Genomic DNA, 17,993 nt, shown 5'->3' with positions numbered 1-17,993 from the left:
GCCGAGCAATCCCGCCGTCCTCGGCTATCTGCCCGCCAGATCGCTTTCGTCTCGCAACGCGGAAGTATTGCGATCGAGTGTCTTGCCCTCGAAGAATGCGGGATGGCGGAACCTCATGACGATCATCAGCACAGCGCCGAGGACGAGGATGCCGAAGCCGAGGAAGAACACGAGTCCGATGCCGCCGATCGAGGCTCCGCTGGCGTTGTCGGGATTCATGCTCTCGCCGAGTGATATGACGAAAACGGCGAGCAGCATGAGGCCACCGAGAAGTGGAAACAGGAAGCGGAAGACGGTGTTACGGACACTGTCGAACAGCCTGCCGCGGAAATACCAGATGCAGGCAAAGGCCGTGATGCCGTAATACCAGCAGATCATGATGCCCAGGGCCGCGATGGTGTCGATCAGAGTGCGCTCGGACAGGAACGTGACCACTGTGTAGAACCCTGCGGTGATGGCCCCTGCGACGACGGTTGCGTAGGAAGGCACCAGGAAGCGAGGTGACACTTCGGCGAATTTCTTGGGGAAGGCACCGTAGGAACCCATCGCCAGCATCGTTCGCGCAGCCGGAAGGAACGTGGTCTGCAAGCTCGCCAGTGAGGACACCAGCACGGCCAGGAACAGCAGCAGCCCGCCCCATTTACCGAGCACCGGGTCGGCCAGAGAGCCGAAGACGTTCTCGGCGTTGTCCGGGTTACCCAGGCCCAGGCCGTCCTCGCCTACCCCTGCGTACATCATGGCGGCCACCGCCACGAGTAGGTAGGTGAGCAGAATGGTTGCCACGCAGAGCAATCCGGCGCGGCCGGGCGTCGTCTTCGGGTTCTTCGATTCCTCGCCGAGCGTCAGGCACGTATCCCAACCCCAGAAAGCGAAGATGGATCCCGTGAGTCCGATGACGAACGCACCGACAGCCACGCCGGTGAACGGGTTGAACCAGTCCAAGTCGAAAGTGACCTCGCCCGGGGCGTCTCCTGCTCCGACATGAATCAGCGCAACGACGGCGAAGACGACGAGAAGCACCATCTGAAAGCCGACCGTGACGATCTGCAGCTTTTCGCTGGTGGTGATGCCTCTGCTGGCAATCCAGGTGGCCGCTGCGATGAACACCAGCGTCGTACCGACATTGACGAACTTGTTGCCCGGTAGATCGGCGATCGACGGTGTGTCGAACAACTTCGCTATGAACAGATAGAAGAACTGCACCGCGATGGCCGCAAGATTGGACAACACGATGATCGTCGCAATCACCATGCCCCAACCGCACATCCATCCGACGTAGGGTCCGAATGCTTTGGTCGACCACGTGAACGACGCACCGCAATCGGGAGACTCGGAGTTCAGCTCGCGGTAGGCATATGCGGTGAGGAACATCGGAACGAAGCCCGCGATCAGGATTGCCGGCATCTTCAGACCTACGGCAGCGACGATCAGGCCGATGCTTGCCGTCAGAGTGTAACCCGGTGCTACAGATGAGATTCCGAGTATCGCGCCAGAGAAGGTGCCGACTGTGCCTGTCGCCAGCCCCTTGGCGCTGACTTCACCGGCAGTGGGCGAGGGCCCGCTTGCGTTCTTGCCCATATTCGAGCCTTCCGTCGACGGATTCATGATTCGAACTCCTGCTTGGGGACGACCACCATGGGGACGGGCAGGACGCGAAGCATCTTCGCGGCCGTCGAACCGAGAAAGAGTCGGCGCGGTTGGGCAAGGCGGCTGGAGCCGACCATGACGAGGTCGCCGTCCTGCCAGTCGAGCGTCCGCACCGCAGACTCGACGGACGATCCGTCCGCGATGGTCACCGATATCGGAAAGTCGTCCGGCAACGTGGATTTCGCTTCGTCCACGAGGGCACGTGCGTGCGCGACGGCACGGTCACGCGCGCTGTCGTAGCTGTCCCGGGCATCGCGAAGATCGTTGCGGGGGTCGAGCGCAACCAGGGACACGAGCCGGAGCGGAGTGTGCATTCTCTCGCAGGTCCGGACCGCCGTCCGCAGCAACACATCCGCTCCCGTCCTGGTCCCGAGTGCGCAGGTCACCTGACGGATCTCCCGAGCAGACGAGTGCCGGGTGCCGCGCGGCGCGAGTGCAAGCGGCACGTGTGCCGAATGCAGCAGTTCGGTCGAGACCGAGCCGACGGAATGCCGTCCGAGCAGGCCGTCTCCGGACGCACCCACGACGATGGCCGAGGCCCCCAGCCGAGCCACCTCGTCCAGCAGTCCCTGGGCGAACGAATCGTTGAAACTCGCGTGCACGGCGACCTCGATGTCGGACGGCACCAACGATTTCGCCTCGTCGAGCCAGCCTTGCGCTCGTGTGATCAGGACGTCCTCGTAACCGGTTTCGGCAGGGACTCTGGACGCAACGGTGCGGTCCGGCGGTAGAACCATGCAGATGTCGAGCTGAGCACCCAGGCTGCGGGCGAGCTGCACCCCGAGGGCAAGACCGTCCTTACCGCTGGGGGTGGCGAGATATCCGACGATCAAGCGCATGGGGACGGCTCCTTCGTTTCGATCGAACAGGTAGAGGTAGTGCTGAAATGGTCACTCCGCAGGCTTCGCTCCTGCATGAAATAGTCACTCCGCAGGCTTCGCTCCTGCATGAAATAGTCACTCCGCAGGCTTCGCTCCTGCATGAAATAGTCACTCCGCAGGCTTCGCTCCTGCGAATCATCGGCACCGAGACAGGGCAAGCGACAGCTCTGCGCTCACCACGCACACTTGCGAATTGCTCAGCCCTTCCACGCTGTGGAGTTCACCGACCATCTGGGCCAATCGTTCGACGGAATTGGTGTGCACAGACTGCCACGCTGCAACGGCGTCGGTAGCAGATTCGGTGTGTACCGCCTCGGACAGGACCTGTTCGGTCATGTTGTGCCAGTGCTCACGAATCGCATCGACCAGAATCGCGCTTGCCATGGCGTCCCAGTAGTCGGCTCCACCGGAGGCGACAGAGGAGCGTTCCACCAACCGGTCGAGACCCACGACGCGGCCGAATTCGAGATACGTCTGCGCCACGTGCGTTATCGGTCGGGCAAGCGACCGGGCCGTCGTCTCCAATGCGAATGCCTCGGAGAGGATTCGAAGTGTGTTCTGATCGACGACGAGATCGCCGGTCAACTCCGGCAACGATTCTCGGAGTTCACGTACCGGCCGCGTTAGGCGTTCGATCGTCTCCAGAGGCGTCGAATGTTCGTCGCGGTTCCGCAACAACCACGACGTGGTCCGCTCGATCAGATCCTGAACACCGAACTGCAAAACCAGCCTGGTGCTCTGCGGGATTCCAGGTAGATCGGCAACGACGTCCCACAGGTGGTCGATGTCGAAAACCTGGCGCACGACGGCATACGCGACCGCGATATCGGCAGTGCTCACGCCCAGCCTCTCCTCCAGCCGGTGAATCATGCCGGGCCCGACGCGGTCGATCATGTGTCCGGTCACGACGACCGCCACGATCTCCCGCGCCAGTGGATGCCTGCGAATGTGGTGAGGAACCAGGACACGGATCGATTCTGGAAAATAGCCGGCGAGTACCCCGTCGAACACCGGGTCGTCCAATAGGGGAGAGGCGAGCAATTCGGTGGCCACCAGGTTCTTCGACTGCGCCAACAGCACCGCGATCTCGGGCCGAACCAGTCCCTGCCCCAAGCGATGTCGAGCCCGCAACTCGGCAGGCGAGGGAAGAACCGCAGCGACTCGACTGATTCCCGCGTCGCGTTCGAGGTTGTCGATCAACCGTTCGTGCCGGCCCAGCAGGAACGGCGCGTGGGCCTCGGCGAGGCTGATCGCCAGGGTCTGCGATGCAGCCTCTGCAAGCACCGACTCGGCAACCTCGTCCTGAACCTGGGACAGCGCTCTGTTGCGCTCGGTGACGGACAGCTCGCCGTCCGCGACGGCCGCATCCACCGCGATTTTCAGATTCACCTCTCGATCGGAGGTTGCGACGCCCGTGGCGTTGTCGATGAAGTCGGCGTTGACGCAACCCCCGGCAAGGGCGAATTCGATTCGAGCACGCTGCGTGAGGCCGAGATTGCCACCCTCGCCCACCACCCGGGCCTGCAGTTCGGACGCGTCGACGCGAACGGAATCGTTGGCCGGATCGGCGGAGTCGGAGTGCCCCTCGGTCGAGGCCTTGACGTAGGTGCCGATCCCTCCGTTCCACAGTAGATCCACCGGGGCAGTGAGCAGCGCCTCGACGAGTGCGTTGGGGGAGAGGGAGCCGACATCGATTCCGAGTCGTGCCTGCATCTGCGGTGACAGTTCGATGGACTTGACCGAACGGGGCCACACCGCACCGCCCGGCGACAGTGCCCTGGTGTCGTAATCTGCCCAGCTGCTTCCAGCGATCGCTGCCAGCCGTTCCCGTTCGCGGTACGAGACCTCGGGGTCCGGGTTCGGATCGAGCAAGATGTGCCGGTGATCGAACGCGCCGACGAGTCGGATGGCGTGGCTCAGGAGCATGCCATTGCCGAACACATCACCCGACATGTCTCCGATACCGACCACCGTGAACGCATCGGTATCGACGTCGATACCCTTCTCGGCGAAGTGGCGTCGTACCGACAGCCACCCGCCGCGTGCGGTGATTCCCATGGTCTTGTGGTCGTAGCCCGCCGAGCCTCCCGAGGCGAACGCATCCCCGAGCCAGAAGCCTCGGCGGACTGCAATGCTGTTGGCGAGATCGGAGAATCGCGCAGTCCCCTTGTCGGCGGCGACGACGAGATACGGGTCGTCGCCGTCGCGGATCACCGTGCGCGTCGGATGCACCACCACCCCGCCGTCGACGACGTTGTCGGTGACATCGAGCAGTGCCTCGATGAAATCGGTGTAGGCGTTGCGGACACCTTCGGGAGTCGTCTCCGTTCGAACCACGAAAGCGCCCTTGCCACCCATCGGCACGATCGGTGAATTCTTGACGTGTTGCGTCTTCATCAGATCGAGTACTTCGGTGCGGAAATCGTCGTGCCGGTCCGAATGACGCAGGCCCCCGCGAGATATCGCACCGCTCCGAACGTGACTCCCCTCGACGATCGGCGAGTGCACGAAGATTTCGCGGTACGGGGTTACGGCCGCAGAGAGGGACAATCGTGCCGGGTCGATCTTGAACGCTGCGGGTGGGACGCCTACCGTGCGGTCGTGCTGAAACCAATTGGTGCGCAACACTGCCGAGAGGAAAGAACGCAGTCCTCGTAACAAGCGATCCTCGTCGAGTGCCGAGGTGCGCTCGACAGCGGTGTCGAGAATGTCCTCGGCGGCAGCCGTCAGCCTGTCGCGGTCGGTCACGTCGGGATCGAATCGTGCATGGAAGAGTGCGCAGAATCCTCGGACGAAGTCGCTGTGCCGCAGCAGTATCGAGACCACACTGGGTTCGGACAGCTCCAGCCCCACCTGGCCGAGATAGCGGGCTGCGGCGCGAACGAGAACGGCGTCGGTGAACGGGATGGACGCCGATGCGATGAGGCGAGTGAAGCCATCGACCTCGAGATCGCCCGATGCAGCGGCCTCGAATGCAGCCCGCAGCAGGTTCGGAGTTGCTGCGGACCAATCGATTTCATCGGTACTGAAACCGAATCTGTGAACGAGGGCGTCGCTGTCGTCGCCCGAGGGCAACAACTCGTGGTTCGCCACACGCAGCCCGAGATCGGCGAACAATGCGACCAGATCGGCGAGAAGTGGAGCGCGACGCTGCCACTCCAGGATGGCAACGGGCATCTGTTGGTCCGCAGTGTCGATGAACCGCAGCCGCACACCGCTGTCCTCCCGGACTGCACCGGCACCGCTCATTTGTTTCTCCTGACCATGCTCGACGAGGGTGAGGCGACGCTCACTGTCGGCTAAGTCTGGCTGAACGAGACGCACGACACAGCTGACGAAATGGACAGCCGACGTCCTCGGACCGCTCCATTCCGGTCCTTGTGCTGCTTCATCACCCGTTCCGCAGCGCCTCGTCGATTCGTGCTCCCACGGCGGCGGCACCGGCCGAGGTCATGATCGTGCCGGCATGGTCGAGTTCCATCATCGGGGTGATCGAGGTCAGGTCGAGCGCATCGATGTCTTCGGGCGAGTACATCGGAGCCGATTTCTTACCAATGCTCCACTGCGCGTGCAGGAATCGAATCGGCATCGTCAGTTCTCGGAACCGTGACTCGCCGAAGAACACACCCTCGGCGTCGGAGACGACTGCATCGGTCGACAGCCGCACCGACCCCTCTGCCAGATCGTGTTCGGCGTACGTCCGCAGGAGTGGATCCGCCGGGTCGAGAAGCGGCAGCGACGTCGAGACCAAGAAGTCGACGTATTCGTCGACGGTACCGAAATGCTTCTGAGTTCGAGCAATTCTGTCCGCGAACACAGCTCCTACGGTCTCGCGGGTGAGACCGGCGGGCGGTGCCACCGGAACGCCTCCGTCGACGAGAACGAGACTCTTCACTCGAGATGGATACCGAGCCGCGAACTCGACTGCCACGAATCCACCCATGGACATTCCGCACACGTGCGCGGCGTCGAGTCCGAGGGCATCCATGACGGCGTCCAGGTCGTCTGCGTGCCGAGCGAGCGACGACGGCCCCGTGACCTCGACGCTGTCGCCCCTGCCGCGCAGATCCGGTGCGACCAGTGTCAGGTGTGGCGATTCCGCCCGCAGCCAGCCCCACAGCATGCGCTGGCTGGACACGCCGTGCACCACGAGGACGGTCTCGCTGGTGCCGGTGTGTGTTTCGACGACGATGTCTCCGCCGGGTACAGGTACTCGATCGATGGTCATGGTGCCGACAGTAGGGGAAGCAGACTCCAGTGGGGATGGATAAGAACCCCATTGAGAACGGCGAGATGTGGATGGTTCATCTCTACCGCGTGAGCGGCGCTGAGTCGAGGGCCGATCTCAGCTCGGTCCGAAACGCTCCGTACGAATGTTCCCAGCTGAGTGGCCGCGCGCTACCAGCATGTCCGCGACCGTGTCGACGAAACTCGTGGGCCCGCAGATGTAACATCTCGGCTCGAACTCCGCCGGCCACCCGTGAGCGTCGATGTCTTCCAACGTGATTCGACCGAGTGGCCGTGTGCTACCGGCAGGAGCACGCCGCGTGTGGATCATCGTGACGTCCACTCCCGCCGGAGGGTGAGCCCACTCGTCCGCGAAATAGACCTCCGCGGGTTCGCGCACCGAGTACAACACTCGGAAGGGTGCCCGTCCGCCCGTCGCGGACGCCTGTGCGCGAACCATGGCGCGGAGCGGGACGATGCCGGAACCGCCACCCACCAACAGAACCGGGGGAGACGGGGTCTCCGACGGTTGGGACGGCCGCCAGACGAACCATCGGCCCACCGGCCCTCGAATCTCGATGCGATCGCCGACCTCGACCGACTCGACCAAGTAGGGCGACACCTCGCCGTCCGCGACGTTCTGCACGGCGATCTCGATACGCGACGTGCCGTCGGGTGCCGAGGCCAAGGAGTAGCTGCGCTGTGCGCTGTAGCCGTCCTCGGCGGTGAGCTTGACGTCCACGTGCTGCCCGGCGAGATGGCCGGGCCAACCGTCGACGTCGAGAACAAGGGTGGACGCGGTGGGTGTCTCACGCCGCACGGCCGCAGCCGTGGCAACGAGCCAGGGTTTTGCTCCAGCCGTCACGGCCACGTCAGTCGCCCTGGTAGCGCTGCTCGCGCCACGGGTCTCCGTAGTCGTGGTACCCACCGCGCTCCCAGAAACCTTGTTCGTTCTCCAGGGTGAGCTCGATGCGTGAGATCCACTTCGCCGATTTCCAGAAGTACAGATGAGGAACGAGAAGCCGTGCCGGACCACCGTGTTCGCGAGCCAAGGGAGCGCCGTCGAATTCGGTAACCAGCCAGGCCTTCCCGTCCCTGAGATCCTCGAGGGGGAGATTGGTGGTGTAACCGTCGAAGCCGTGCACCACGACGTACCTGGCATCGGTGTCGAGACCGTCCAGCAGAACGTCCAGACTCACGCCCTTCCACGTGGTGTCGAGCTTCGACCACTTGGTGACGCAGTGGATGTCGACGGTCGGAGTCTCGTGTGGAAGTGCCGCGAATTCGTCCCAGGTCCAACTGCGGGTGTCGCCGCGTTCGGTGGTGACCGAGAACGACCACGTGTCGGTCGCGACCACGGGCGCAGGCCCGATCGCGAGGACGGGAAAATCCTTGGTCAGATACTGACCGGGGGGAGTGCGCCCGTCGTCGCCGCGTCGTCGACCCACGAAGCCCTTCGAGATCAGTGCCATGGTGAAGAATTGTGCGCTCGTTGTCGGGAGTCTGACAAGTCGGGTGACGGTGTCGGCTACCTGCGTTTCGGCGGGAGCGCGTGGGATCGATGCGGAGTTCGCTGTGCTTCGTACCGGTACGGTCGAGGTGTGGACACTACTATCGTCGACGCACCATGTGGTGCGGCATGAGTATTTCCGCCGACGACCGTGCATTTCTGGCGCGTGCTGTGGATCTGGCGGCGGCCGCAGTGAGTACGGGCAACGATCCGTTCGGTTCGGTGCTGGTGTCGGGCAGCGGTGAAGTGCTTGCGGAGGACCGCAATCGCGTCGGCGATCGACACGATCCCACCCAGCACCCCGAGATCGCTCTGTCACGGTGGGCTGCGACCAATCTGAACCCCAGTGAGCGACGATCGTCGACGGTATACACCTCCGGTGAGCACTGTGCGATGTGCGCGGCGAGCCACGGAATTGTCGGGCTCGGACGTATCGTCTACGCCACCTCGACAGCCCAATTGCTTACGTGGCTGGAAGAATTCGGTGCTGCGCCGCTCGCGATCACGCCGCTCACCATCACACAGGTCGTGCCGGGAGCAGTGGTCGACGGGCCGGTCGCCGAGTTCAGCGACGCTGTCCGTGACCTGCACAGGCAACGTCACACGTCCACGGCGTAGCTAAGGGTGAGCAAAATTTTCGAAGGCCGGCGAACGAGAACGTCGACATCGGCACTCGTGATGACCGGTGGTATCGGTGTTGCACTCGCGTGGCTCCAGTGTCTTCTGATCCGTCAGCAGTTCGCGGTGGGATTGTGGGTCATCGTCGTGGCCGTCGTGGCCACCTGTCTCGTCGCGTCCGATGCCAGAAAGCATGTAGCCGTAGGAACTTCGCTCGGTGCAGTGACCGTGGTCGCTCAGGTCGCCTGGTTGGTGACGCCCTTTCACGCGCTGTGGGTCGTGAGCGCAACCGCGGGGACTGCGCTCGGGTTCTTTCTGCTCGGATCGGCGTGGGCGGGCTCCTCGGATGGCACTCGCCGGGTGGTTCTCGCCGTACCCGCCGGCCTCGCTGCCTCGATTGCGTTGGTGGTTTCCGCAGTGACGATCACTACGGCCGCCAGTCCGGCGCCGCTGGTTCGAGCGCTGCAGTCCTTGGGGCAGAGCAATTCCTTCGTTTCTGCCGCGCCGACAGCGACGTCGGTAGTGAACGGGGCAGGTCGCACCAGTGACATCGAATACGGCTCGACGCTTCCCAATTCGTTTCTCGACATCTACATCGCCGACAACGATCCGTCGGTCAGCCGTCCCACGTACGTCATGGTGCACGGCGGGGGATGGATAGCGGGGGACAAGGCCGACGGTGATTCCGAACTCGGGACGGACAACCCGTACTTCGCGTCGGGGGCGGGCCCCGTACTCGACGCCGGTTTCAACCTGGTGTCGGTGAATTATGCGTTCGCACCGGAATACCGTTTTCCCACACAGACGATCCAGCTGGGTGAGGCTCTGCAGTTCTTGGAAACGAACGCCGACCGATACGGCTTGGACATGAGCCGCGTCGTGCTCGCCGGAAGCAGCGCGGGTGGTCAGATCGTGGGTAGCTACGCCAATGTTCGGACCAACCCCGACTACGCACGTGCGCTGGGCATCGAACCCACGATGGATCGAAGCGCTCTGAAGGCTTTGGTGTTCGACAGTGCAGTCCTCGATGTGGGGAGGGCCGGCTCGCCGCAATCTGCGAGTCCGTCGAACGGCTTTCTGTACGACATCGGTGCACGCAGCTACCTCGACACCACCGATGCCGATTGGCTGGCGCGCGCAAACGTCACGGAGAACGCCACCTCCGACTTCCCGCCGAGCTTCATCGCCGACGGCAACACCGGCACGTTCCCCGATCAGGCGGCCGAACTGAGCGCGAAGCTGGACAGAATGGGCGTCGCCAATCGCTTGAATCTATACAGCAAGAACGAGGGGACCCTCGAGCATGCATTCATGACCACGGGCTCGCAGTGGACCGACGAGTACAACCGGCTCAGGATCGAGTTCCTCCGCGGCATCGTCGGATAGCAGAGCAGTCGCTGACGCACTCGACTGGCCGCTACTGCACTGGCAACCGCAGCTGGTCGACGGACCCGGAAACGGCGGCCAACCGGAGTTTCGTTTCGTCTTCCGATCCGGGGGCGGCTGTCATGATGACGATTTTCAGCTCCGCGTCTCCGTCGGTGAGTACGTCGCAGTCGACGGTGATCGGTCCGACGGTCGGATGGTGGACCACTTTGTGATCCTCGCGATGTGAACCGACGGCACCGACCGACCACAGAGACTCGAATTCTGCACTGCCGGTGCGTAATTCTTCGATCAGGCCCCTCAGTCTCGAGTCTCGGGGAAACCGTCCAGTGGCTCGCCGAAGGTCGGACACCACGGCAGCTCGGACTGCTGCGTCGCCGCCGGACGGCGTCACCGGCCATGCGGACATTCCGGGTGCATCCGTGCCGACGGGGAAACAGTCACGAGCGAAGTTTCTCTTGGAGTGCGAGACGGTCGACGGATCACCGACCAGCGCGGCCCAACTCCGGTTCCACCAGAGCAGTTGCCAATCGGCGGCGAAGACGGCAACCGCACCCTCGTCGAGTCGGCCGACAACCCGCCTGACCCCAGGCGGGATGTGGTCGGAGATAGTCCCGTCGGCCGGCGGAATGTGGCCGGCCAAGCGGTAGAGATGGTCTCGCTCGGGAAGAGTCAGCTGGAGAGCCCGCGCCAAGGACGACACCACCTGCACCGACGGTGTCGTCGCTCGTCCCTGTTCGAGCCGCACTACGTAGTCCACGGAGATGCCCGCGAGATCGGCGAGGTCCTCGCGTCGGAGCCCCGTGGCCCGTCGAAAGCGTCCGGTCGTCAGTCCGACAGCATCGGGTGAGAGTCGATCACGCCACGATCTGATCGTCGCGCCGAGTCCGTCCGTTGTCGAGGTCACGACTCCATTGTCACTCTTCGGGCGGGTGTGAGGGTGGTACCGATTGTCCTACCGTCCAGGCGTGCCTGGAACACACGCCGGTCGACCTGAACACTGGGGCCATGACCATCACATTCATCACCGGAGCAAACAAGGGCCTCGGTTACGAAACCGCGCGCCGACTGATCGATCAGGGCCACACCGTGATCCTCGGAGCACGTGACGCCGAGCGGGGTAGGAATGCTGCAGCAGCGTTGGGCGCTCGGTTCGTTCGGATCGACGTCACCGATGCCGAATCCGTCGCATCTGCAGCGGCGGACGTGGAACGGTGGGAGGGGGTTGTCGACGTACTGATCAACAACGCGGGCATTCCCGGACCGCACAGCGACATCGAAGAGTTGACCGCCGACGATGTGCAGTCGGTACTCGACGTCAACGTTCTCGGAATTGTCCGCACCACAACAGCATTCCTTCCACTGCTACGCCGCTCCACCGATCCCGTCATCGTCAACGTCAGCAGTGGAATGGGTTCGTTCGCGGCGACACACGATCCGTCTCGCGTCGAATCCAGCGTGATTGCTCCGGCCTACACCGCGTCGAAGTCGGCTGTCACGATGTTGACGACGCAGTATGCCAAGGGCCTGAGCGACATTCGCATCAATGCCGCCGATCCGGGCTACACCGCAACCGAATTCAACGGAAACAGCGGGCCGCAGACCGTCACCGAGGGGACCGACGCCATCGTGCAGTTCGCCACCGAAGGGCCCGGCCACGGATCCGGGCGGTTCATCGACCGCCACGGAACCGTCAGCTGGTGAGCCGGTTATCGGTGATTGCACCGTCTGGGCGGTTCTCCCGTGCCGCGATCGCTTCGAGTGCACGGAATCCGGTACCCGGGTGACGTAGCCTGTCGGGCTCAGGCAGTTCACCGGTGTTCGGACGACTGCGCCGACAGACGTGCCACCTCAGAAAAAGGAAATGAGAAGAACGATGAGCACCAAACCTCCACTTCTGTTGCTGCACGGAGTGACGATGTCGGCTCGAGCGTGGGACACCGTCGCACCACTGCTCGCGAGGAACTACGACCTCCTCGTCCCGACCGCAGCGGGTCATCGCGGTGGACGTCGTCTCGATCACGCGAGCATCGGTGCTCTGACCGATGTGACAGAGCAGCTGCTCGTTGATCGTGGTCTCGACACCGTGCACATCGCGGGCAATTCGATGGGAGGGTGGATGGGTATCGAGCTCGCTCGCAGAGGCCGGGCCCGTTCGGTGTGCGCGCTCTCGCCCGCCGGTTTCTGGGAGCCCGACGCCGATCCGGGTAAAAGTCGGGCGACGTTGATCCGAACCAAGAAGCTGGCCGACGCCACCAGCTCACTGATGCCGCCGCTGATGCGGTTCGGGTTCGTTCGCCAGCTCGCCATGCGTGATATTGCGTTGCGCGGCAAGCAGATGACGCACCAGCAGGCTGCCGCATCATTCGAAGACCTCGTCGGATGCGCTGCGGCTCACGACCTGTTGAACACCCGCGAGAGCGTGGCACCGTTCGCCGAAATGCCGTGCCCTGTCACCGTGGCGTGGTCGAGTGGAGACCGCATCTTCCCGCCCGAACATTTCGTCCCTGCGGCCCGTCAGCGGCTACCCGGGGCGCATTTCGTCACGCTGGCAAACGTCGGCCATGTGCCGATGATCGACGATGCGGCACTGGTGGCGAAAACGATCGAGGAGTCCATCGTCGGTCGTTGACCACAAGAATCAGATCGTCGGCTCCAGGGCGTCGGCGAGCATGTGCATCGCTGCGGTGGTGGAAAGCGAACGCACACTTGCCCTGTCACCGGGCAGTCGAAGTGTCCGGGTGACGGTCGGCTGATCGCGGACGGCAATCGCGAAGCACACGGTGCCGACGGGCTTGAGTTCGGTGCCACCGCCGGGGCCTGCGATGCCACTGGTCGAGACAGCGATGTCGACACCCACCCGGTTCAGCGCGCCCTCCGCCATCAGTGCAGCCACCGGTTCGCTCACGGCTCCGTGCTGGTCGATGACCTCGGCTGGAACACCGAGAAGCTCGGTCTTCGCTTCGTTTGCGTACGACACCACCGCGCCGATCACATATGCCGACGACCCGGCACGGTCGGTGAGACGCGCGGCGATCATGCCGCCCGTGCACGATTCTGCCGTTGCGATGCGACGGCCCGTCAAGCGACTCGCCACGATGTCGTCGATAGTGGATCCGTCGGTCGAAAAGACCTGTGAGCCATAGTGTTTCTCGATAAGTGCTGCGACGTCGGAGTATGCGGCCGCCGCTGATTCTGGATAGCGCGTCACCATTTCGAGTTCACCGAGACGCAGGCAGGTGGTGATCTCGAGGTCGCCGAATCCCGCTACCTCGCGCTCCGCTGTTCGTAAGGTCGCCGCGAGGTCGGCCTCCGACAGACCGTACGCGCGGATGGTGTCCTGGCGAACCGCGGCACTCCTGGCCAACACTCGCGAGACCGGCGCTGTCTGCACAGCTTCGGGCCACATGGCCTGTAGTTCGCGCGGTGGGCCCGGCAGAATCAGAACCGCAGGCAGCATCCCGGAGTCACTCGCTGGTATCGCGACGCCGGGAGCAGTGCCGGTCGGCGAAATGGACTGCGCGCCTACCGGAACCATGGCTTGTTTGCGGATGCCCGCGAGAAGGGGCTCCGAATCGGGCGAGGAACTCAGGCGACTCCGCCAACGCTGAACGATTGTGTTGATGCGCTCCTCGAGTTCGACGTCGAGCCGAAGTTCTCGACCGTACAGCGCGGCAACGGTCGCGACCGTGAGATCGTCGGCGGTCGGCCCCAACCCGCCGGTGGTGACAATGAGGTCCATACGCTGATCGGCGAGGAAACGAAGTTGTGCGGTGAGATCATCGGGCCTGTCCCCGCACACGGTGATGTGGGCGACGTCGACGCCCAGTTCCAAGAGACGTTGGGCGACCCATGGGCCGTTCCTGTCGGACACCCGACCCGAAAGAACCTCGGTTCCCGTGACCACAACACCTGCTCGCACTGACATTCTTCGACTTTACTGTCACCGGGTTCGAGTGGACTCGCGACGGTGGCTCGATCGACACCGAATCCGGGGCCGCGGTGAATTTCCGTACCGACGGCAGTCGATACCGGCGACATCGTGCATCTCGAACATCGGAGAACATCATGACCACGACGACCACTCCTGCAACCACGTCACGTACCGCTGCGCGCGTCGGCTGGGTCCTCACCGGCCTGCTGGCGCTGTTTCTGATCTTCGATATCGTCGGCAAACTGCTGAATGTGCAGCAGGTGAAAGACGCGACGGTGGAATTGGGGCTGCGCGACGAGATGACGCCCGTCATCGGCGTCGTGTTACTGGTGTGCTTGGTGCTGTACTTGGTGCCGCGCACCGCATTTCTGGGTGCCGTTCTCCTGACCGGCTATCTCGGTGGTGCCGTTCTCACCAACTGGCGGGTCGACAAGCCGCTCTTCAGCACGGTCCTGTTCGCGGTCTACGTCGGGATTCTTGCATGGGGTGCGCTGTACCTACGGGATCCGAAGGTGCGTCAGGTCATGCCGATCGTGCGGTAGTGAGACGCCGCCTGCCGACACATGTAAGGGTCAGGACAACGGATTCAGGCCCGACGTGACGGGACCCTCCAACACGGAGCCGTCGGCAGCGAAACGCGAACCGTGCAGCGGGCAGTCCCAGGACTTCTCGGCATCGTTCCACGCCACGATGCCGCCGAGGTGTGGGCACACCGCAGACACGCGGTGGGTGACGCCGTCGACGGTGCAGACAGCCTTCGGTGCGATGCCGGGCTCGATGTGGCCCTTACCCTCGACCAGTGGGGTTTTCGAGCCCCCGGTGATCGGCTTCGCCCATCCTTTCGCCATGTTCAGTCCCACGTTGGCATTGATACGGATCGCGTCGACGATGCCGGTGAGTTGGCGCAGATTCCAGCTGTCGTACGCGCCGGCCCAGTCGGTTCGACCGCCGAACGCCCGCTGTGCAAGAACGAGCGCGGACGCCGCGGCGTTCGTCATTCCCCATTTGTCGTACCCGGTGGCGACCCAGATGCGATCGTCGCCGGGCAGCAGTGGTCCGGCGTACGGCAGCGCGTCGATCGACCCGTAATCCTGCGCGGACCATCTGTATCGTCGTCGGGCCCCGGGGAAGTTCTCTGCGGTCCATTCGTCGAGGTCGTTCACCTGGGCCTGCGGAGAAGACTCGCGCCCGACGACGTGATCGTTTCCACCGATGAGGAGTAGATCGCCGGCCGGGGTGGGCGCGTACCGGATCGATCGGCTGGGGGAGTCGGCGGAGAGGTACATTCCGCGTGGAACGTCGCCGTCGATCTCGTACGCGGCGGCATACGACCGCATCGGTTCCATTCGAGCGAAGAATGCACCGCGATCGAGAATGGGTGTGCCAGTGGCCAAGACGACCCGCGACCCGCGGAGTGGGCCCTGATCCGTCTTGACGTCGACGTGACGAAGCCTTCGTCTCACACCGAGAGCTCGGGTGCCCTCGGTGATGTCCGCACCCGCGCTCGAGGCGTCCTCGGCCAAGGCAATGAGGGCGTCCATCGGATCGAATTGAGCTTGGTCCGGAACAGACACGGCACCGGCGACATCGAAGGGAAGTTCGGTGTCGGTGCCGTAGGAGGCGTTCAGTCCGGCACCGAGAGCGACGCGCAATTCATCGCGAACGGCGGTGAGACCGGAGCTGGTCGTGGCGTACGTGTACGCCGTCTCGCGTTGGACCGCTATACCCCGCTCCGCGCAGTATTCGAGCAGCCATTGCTGCCCAGCAGTGTTGCCCTGCACGTAACGCCGCACCTGCTGGTGCGAATGTTTCGACGCTATCGACGACAGCTTCGTGCCCTGCAGAACACTGATCTTGGCTGTCGTGTTTCCCGTCGCGACGGCACCGATCGTGCGGGCTTCGAGCACCGCGACGCGTTCTCCGGCTCGTGCGAACAGCAGGGCGGTGACCAAACCTGTGAGTCCGGCCCCGATGACCACGGTGTCGTACTTCTGGGTGAAATCGATCGCGCGGTAGGGCAAGCGGTCGGGTCGGTCGAGCCAGAGCGAGTTGGGCGGCATACAACCGAGTTCCCGCCTTCGTCGTCGCGAAACCCGGAAAACCAGATCGCCGTACGCCGTCGTCAGTGAACGATATCGCCGGGCGGACGCGCAAGAGCGACGCAATTGCGGCCGTTGCGTTTCGCGCGATACAAAGCCTCGTCGGCGGCGGCGAGTGTTCGGTCGAACACGGTGCGGGTGGAGCGTGGATCCACCTGTGGCAGTGCGGCACCGACGCTGACGGTGATCGGGATGTCGTCCGCGACGTTATGGACGGCCTGCCGAAGGCGCTCGGCGAATTCGCCGAGCGTCGGTGTCGGATCCGGGACGAGGACGACGAATTCGTCGCCGCCCAGTCGTGAGACCGCCGCGTGTCGCCCGGCGCTCATGGTCAATCGCATTGCCGTCAGCCTCAATGCGACATCGCCCGCGGAGTGGCCGTGGTGGTCGTTGACGGCTTTGAAGTGGTCGATATCGATCAGCACCAAGGCCGGGCGAACGGGGTCGTTGCCGGCACCGACTGCTCTGGCTTCCAGGCCTCGCCGGTTGAGCACTCCGGTCAGTGGGTCGGTCATCGCGTCGGACAGATGAACCCGAGAGGAGTGCAGTACTGCTCGTGAGAACGCCGACAGCAGCGTGACAGCGCCGTTGATCACCGTGATGGCCACCACGACTCGTAGGACGACCGATACGGTGTCGGTAGGGGTTGTCGCCAATGCTGATGCTCCGAGTACGAGCATGTACACCGTGCTCCACACGACGTGGAACCAGATCACTTTCGGTCGAGCGAAGTGCGCGGCGTACGCACCGACCAGTGCGAGAAGCATCGCACCCTGAAGCGCTGCAAGAGGATCAGCGTAGGTTGCCGTCACCACGGTGACACCGAGTTCGCAATACACGACGAACCAGTTGTTGACGGGTGCGCGGCGAGACCACCAGTCCATCCCGAATTCGGCCTTGCTCATGATCCGGGCGACGGGAATCGTGCTGATGCACACGGCGTAGGTCAGTACGGTGCCGAGTCCTTCGGTGGGGCCGTCCTGCGTGAACGTGGTGCCGATGCCGAGCAGCCCGAACAGCAGAGTCTGAACGACAACCCCCGTCCGCAGCAGCGGGTCGGGTGTCTCGTCGTTCGCCCGCATGCCGGCCGGTCGCTCGGTGGGCGCACGTCTTGCCGGTGAGTCCCGATGTCTACCCACCGAAACCGTCTCGTGTCATGTCCGATCGCCAGCGCAGACTGGCTCGGACTGCCTCCCCGACACGGTCGGCGAGGTCGGCGGCGAGGGGCTCGGAGTGGTGAAACGTAGTCGCCTGTTTCGGTTTCGACAACCGGGCCGGTTCGATCTTCGGTGCATGCCCGTCGATGCCCAACCGGAAGGCACTGTCCGGAGTCATTCGAGTCGAGGGTATGCGTTCGGCGTTGCGCGGAACCGCCGAACAGTCGATGGTGAGCAGCGTTCGACCCGGGCGCGCGAACGTCTGCTTGTCGGCAAGCGCGACATACAGTCCGTCGTTCGCCTCGGCGCGCGTCGCCAGTCGTGCGACGACCCGTCGAATACGCTGCTGGCACTGTGTTCGGTCTGACGACACGACCAGCTCGGCACCCGGGACGACAGATCGTGTGCTGCGCGCCGACTCCGTCAAGGACGTCCAGATTGCGTCGTCGTCCTCGCCGAAATATGTTCGCAACAGCCAGAGTTCGGAGCTGCTCGCGCCGTCGGGCATGGTGATCCAATCCGAGAACTGTGGGG

16 protein-coding genes are annotated in these 17,993 nt (G+C 63.8%); 5 read left to right on the top strand and 11 right to left on the bottom strand.

Translation table 11 applies throughout. The features are described from left to right. Nucleotides 1-24 precede the first annotated feature (24 nt). The 6 genes from CH278_RS26740 to CH278_RS26715 form a co-directional block, all read right to left on the bottom strand. On the bottom strand, nucleotides 25-1,578 hold the full coding sequence (locus CH278_RS26740; protein WP_032383980.1) for an APC family permease: 1,554 nt from the start codon (nucleotides 1,576-1,578) through the stop codon (nucleotides 25-27). A 23-nt stretch (nucleotides 1,579-1,601) separates the two neighbouring features. Then, entirely contained in the window at nucleotides 1,602-2,486 is an 885-nt protein-coding gene (locus CH278_RS26735; RefSeq protein WP_094623325.1) for a universal stress protein, read from the bottom strand. A gap of 177 nt (nucleotides 2,487-2,663) precedes the next feature. Continuing rightward, complete coding sequence (locus CH278_RS26730) at nucleotides 2,664-5,777, bottom strand: NAD-glutamate dehydrogenase domain-containing protein (RefSeq protein ID WP_052060865.1); 3,114 nt, start codon at nucleotides 5,775-5,777, stop codon at nucleotides 2,664-2,666. A gap of 142 nt (nucleotides 5,778-5,919) precedes the next feature. Next, nucleotides 5,920-6,756 (bottom strand): alpha/beta hydrolase, encoded by an 837-nt coding sequence (locus CH278_RS26725; protein WP_032393236.1) that lies wholly within the window; start codon nucleotides 6,754-6,756, stop codon nucleotides 5,920-5,922. 117 nt (nucleotides 6,757-6,873) lie between these two features. Beyond that, a complete protein-coding gene (locus CH278_RS26720) occupies nucleotides 6,874-7,620 on the bottom strand; it encodes a ferredoxin reductase (protein ID WP_230598465.1) in 747 nt (248 codons plus the stop codon). Nucleotides 7,621-7,627: 7 nt separating this feature from the next. Next, nucleotides 7,628-8,227 carry a sulfite oxidase-like oxidoreductase gene (locus tag CH278_RS26715; RefSeq protein WP_032393238.1) on the bottom strand — a complete coding sequence of 200 codons (600 nt, stop codon included), beginning with the start codon at nucleotides 8,225-8,227 and terminating at the stop codon, nucleotides 7,628-7,630. A gap of 167 nt (nucleotides 8,228-8,394) precedes the next feature. On the opposite strand from CH278_RS26715, the gene CH278_RS26710 reads away from it, so the two are divergent. Then, nucleotides 8,395-8,883 (top strand): nucleoside deaminase, encoded by a 489-nt coding sequence (locus CH278_RS26710; protein ID WP_032388824.1) that lies wholly within the window; start codon nucleotides 8,395-8,397, stop codon nucleotides 8,881-8,883. Between the two features lie 60 nt (nucleotides 8,884-8,943). Next, on the top strand, nucleotides 8,944-10,269 hold the full coding sequence (locus tag CH278_RS26705) for an alpha/beta hydrolase (RefSeq protein ID WP_032393239.1): 1,326 nt from the start codon (nucleotides 8,944-8,946) through the stop codon (nucleotides 10,267-10,269). Between the two features lie 31 nt (nucleotides 10,270-10,300). Here CH278_RS26705 and CH278_RS26700 read toward each other — a convergent pair whose 3' ends face one another. Next, entirely contained in the window at nucleotides 10,301-11,176 is an 876-nt protein-coding gene (locus CH278_RS26700; protein WP_032393240.1) for a helix-turn-helix transcriptional regulator, read from the bottom strand. Between the two features lie 101 nt (nucleotides 11,177-11,277). Here CH278_RS26700 and CH278_RS26695 point away from each other — a divergent pair, with 101 nt between their 5' ends. Together CH278_RS26695 and CH278_RS26690 are read left to right on the top strand one after the other, a co-directional pair. Next, on the top strand, nucleotides 11,278-11,973 hold the full coding sequence (locus tag CH278_RS26695) for an SDR family NAD(P)-dependent oxidoreductase (protein ID WP_027496145.1): 696 nt from the start codon (nucleotides 11,278-11,280) through the stop codon (nucleotides 11,971-11,973). Between the two features lie 172 nt (nucleotides 11,974-12,145). Continuing rightward, nucleotides 12,146-12,901: an alpha/beta fold hydrolase gene (locus tag CH278_RS26690; RefSeq protein ID WP_032393381.1), complete on the top strand. Its 756-nt coding sequence runs from the start codon at nucleotides 12,146-12,148 to the stop codon at nucleotides 12,899-12,901. A 9-nt stretch (nucleotides 12,902-12,910) separates the two neighbouring features. Here the strand turns inward: CH278_RS26690 and CH278_RS26685 are convergent, their stop codons facing one another. Beyond that, complete coding sequence (locus tag CH278_RS26685; RefSeq protein ID WP_032393241.1) at nucleotides 12,911-14,197, bottom strand: competence/damage-inducible protein A; 1,287 nt, start codon at nucleotides 14,195-14,197, stop codon at nucleotides 12,911-12,913. Between the two features lie 140 nt (nucleotides 14,198-14,337). On the opposite strand from CH278_RS26685, the gene CH278_RS26680 reads away from it, so the two are divergent. Further along, complete coding sequence (locus tag CH278_RS26680) at nucleotides 14,338-14,745, top strand: DoxX family protein (RefSeq protein ID WP_032385784.1); 408 nt, start codon at nucleotides 14,338-14,340, stop codon at nucleotides 14,743-14,745. 30 nt (nucleotides 14,746-14,775) lie between these two features. Here CH278_RS26680 and CH278_RS26675 read toward each other — a convergent pair whose 3' ends face one another. The 3 genes from CH278_RS26675 to CH278_RS26665 form a co-directional block, all read right to left on the bottom strand. Next, on the bottom strand, nucleotides 14,776-16,263 hold the full coding sequence (locus tag CH278_RS26675; protein WP_032408134.1) for an FAD-dependent oxidoreductase: 1,488 nt from the start codon (nucleotides 16,261-16,263) through the stop codon (nucleotides 14,776-14,778). A 62-nt stretch (nucleotides 16,264-16,325) separates the two neighbouring features. Next, the gene (locus CH278_RS26670; RefSeq protein ID WP_052053756.1) at nucleotides 16,326-17,384 is read right to left on the bottom strand and encodes a GGDEF domain-containing protein; all 1,059 of its coding nucleotides are present in this window, start codon (nucleotides 17,382-17,384) and stop codon (nucleotides 16,326-16,328) included. Nucleotides 17,385-17,433: 49 nt separating this feature from the next. Then, a complete protein-coding gene (locus CH278_RS26665) occupies nucleotides 17,434-17,967 on the bottom strand; it encodes a DUF6924 domain-containing protein (RefSeq protein WP_032408133.1) in 534 nt (177 codons plus the stop codon). Nucleotides 17,968-17,993 lie beyond the last annotated feature (26 nt).

The sequence above is a fragment of the Rhodococcus sp. 05-2254-5 genome, from assembly GCF_002258575.1.
In the GTDB taxonomy this organism is placed as follows: domain Bacteria; phylum Actinomycetota; class Actinomycetes; order Mycobacteriales; family Mycobacteriaceae; genus Rhodococcoides; species Rhodococcoides fascians.
Note: the sequence above shows the minus strand (reverse complement) of the source record. Positions and strands in the feature narration are given on the sequence as shown.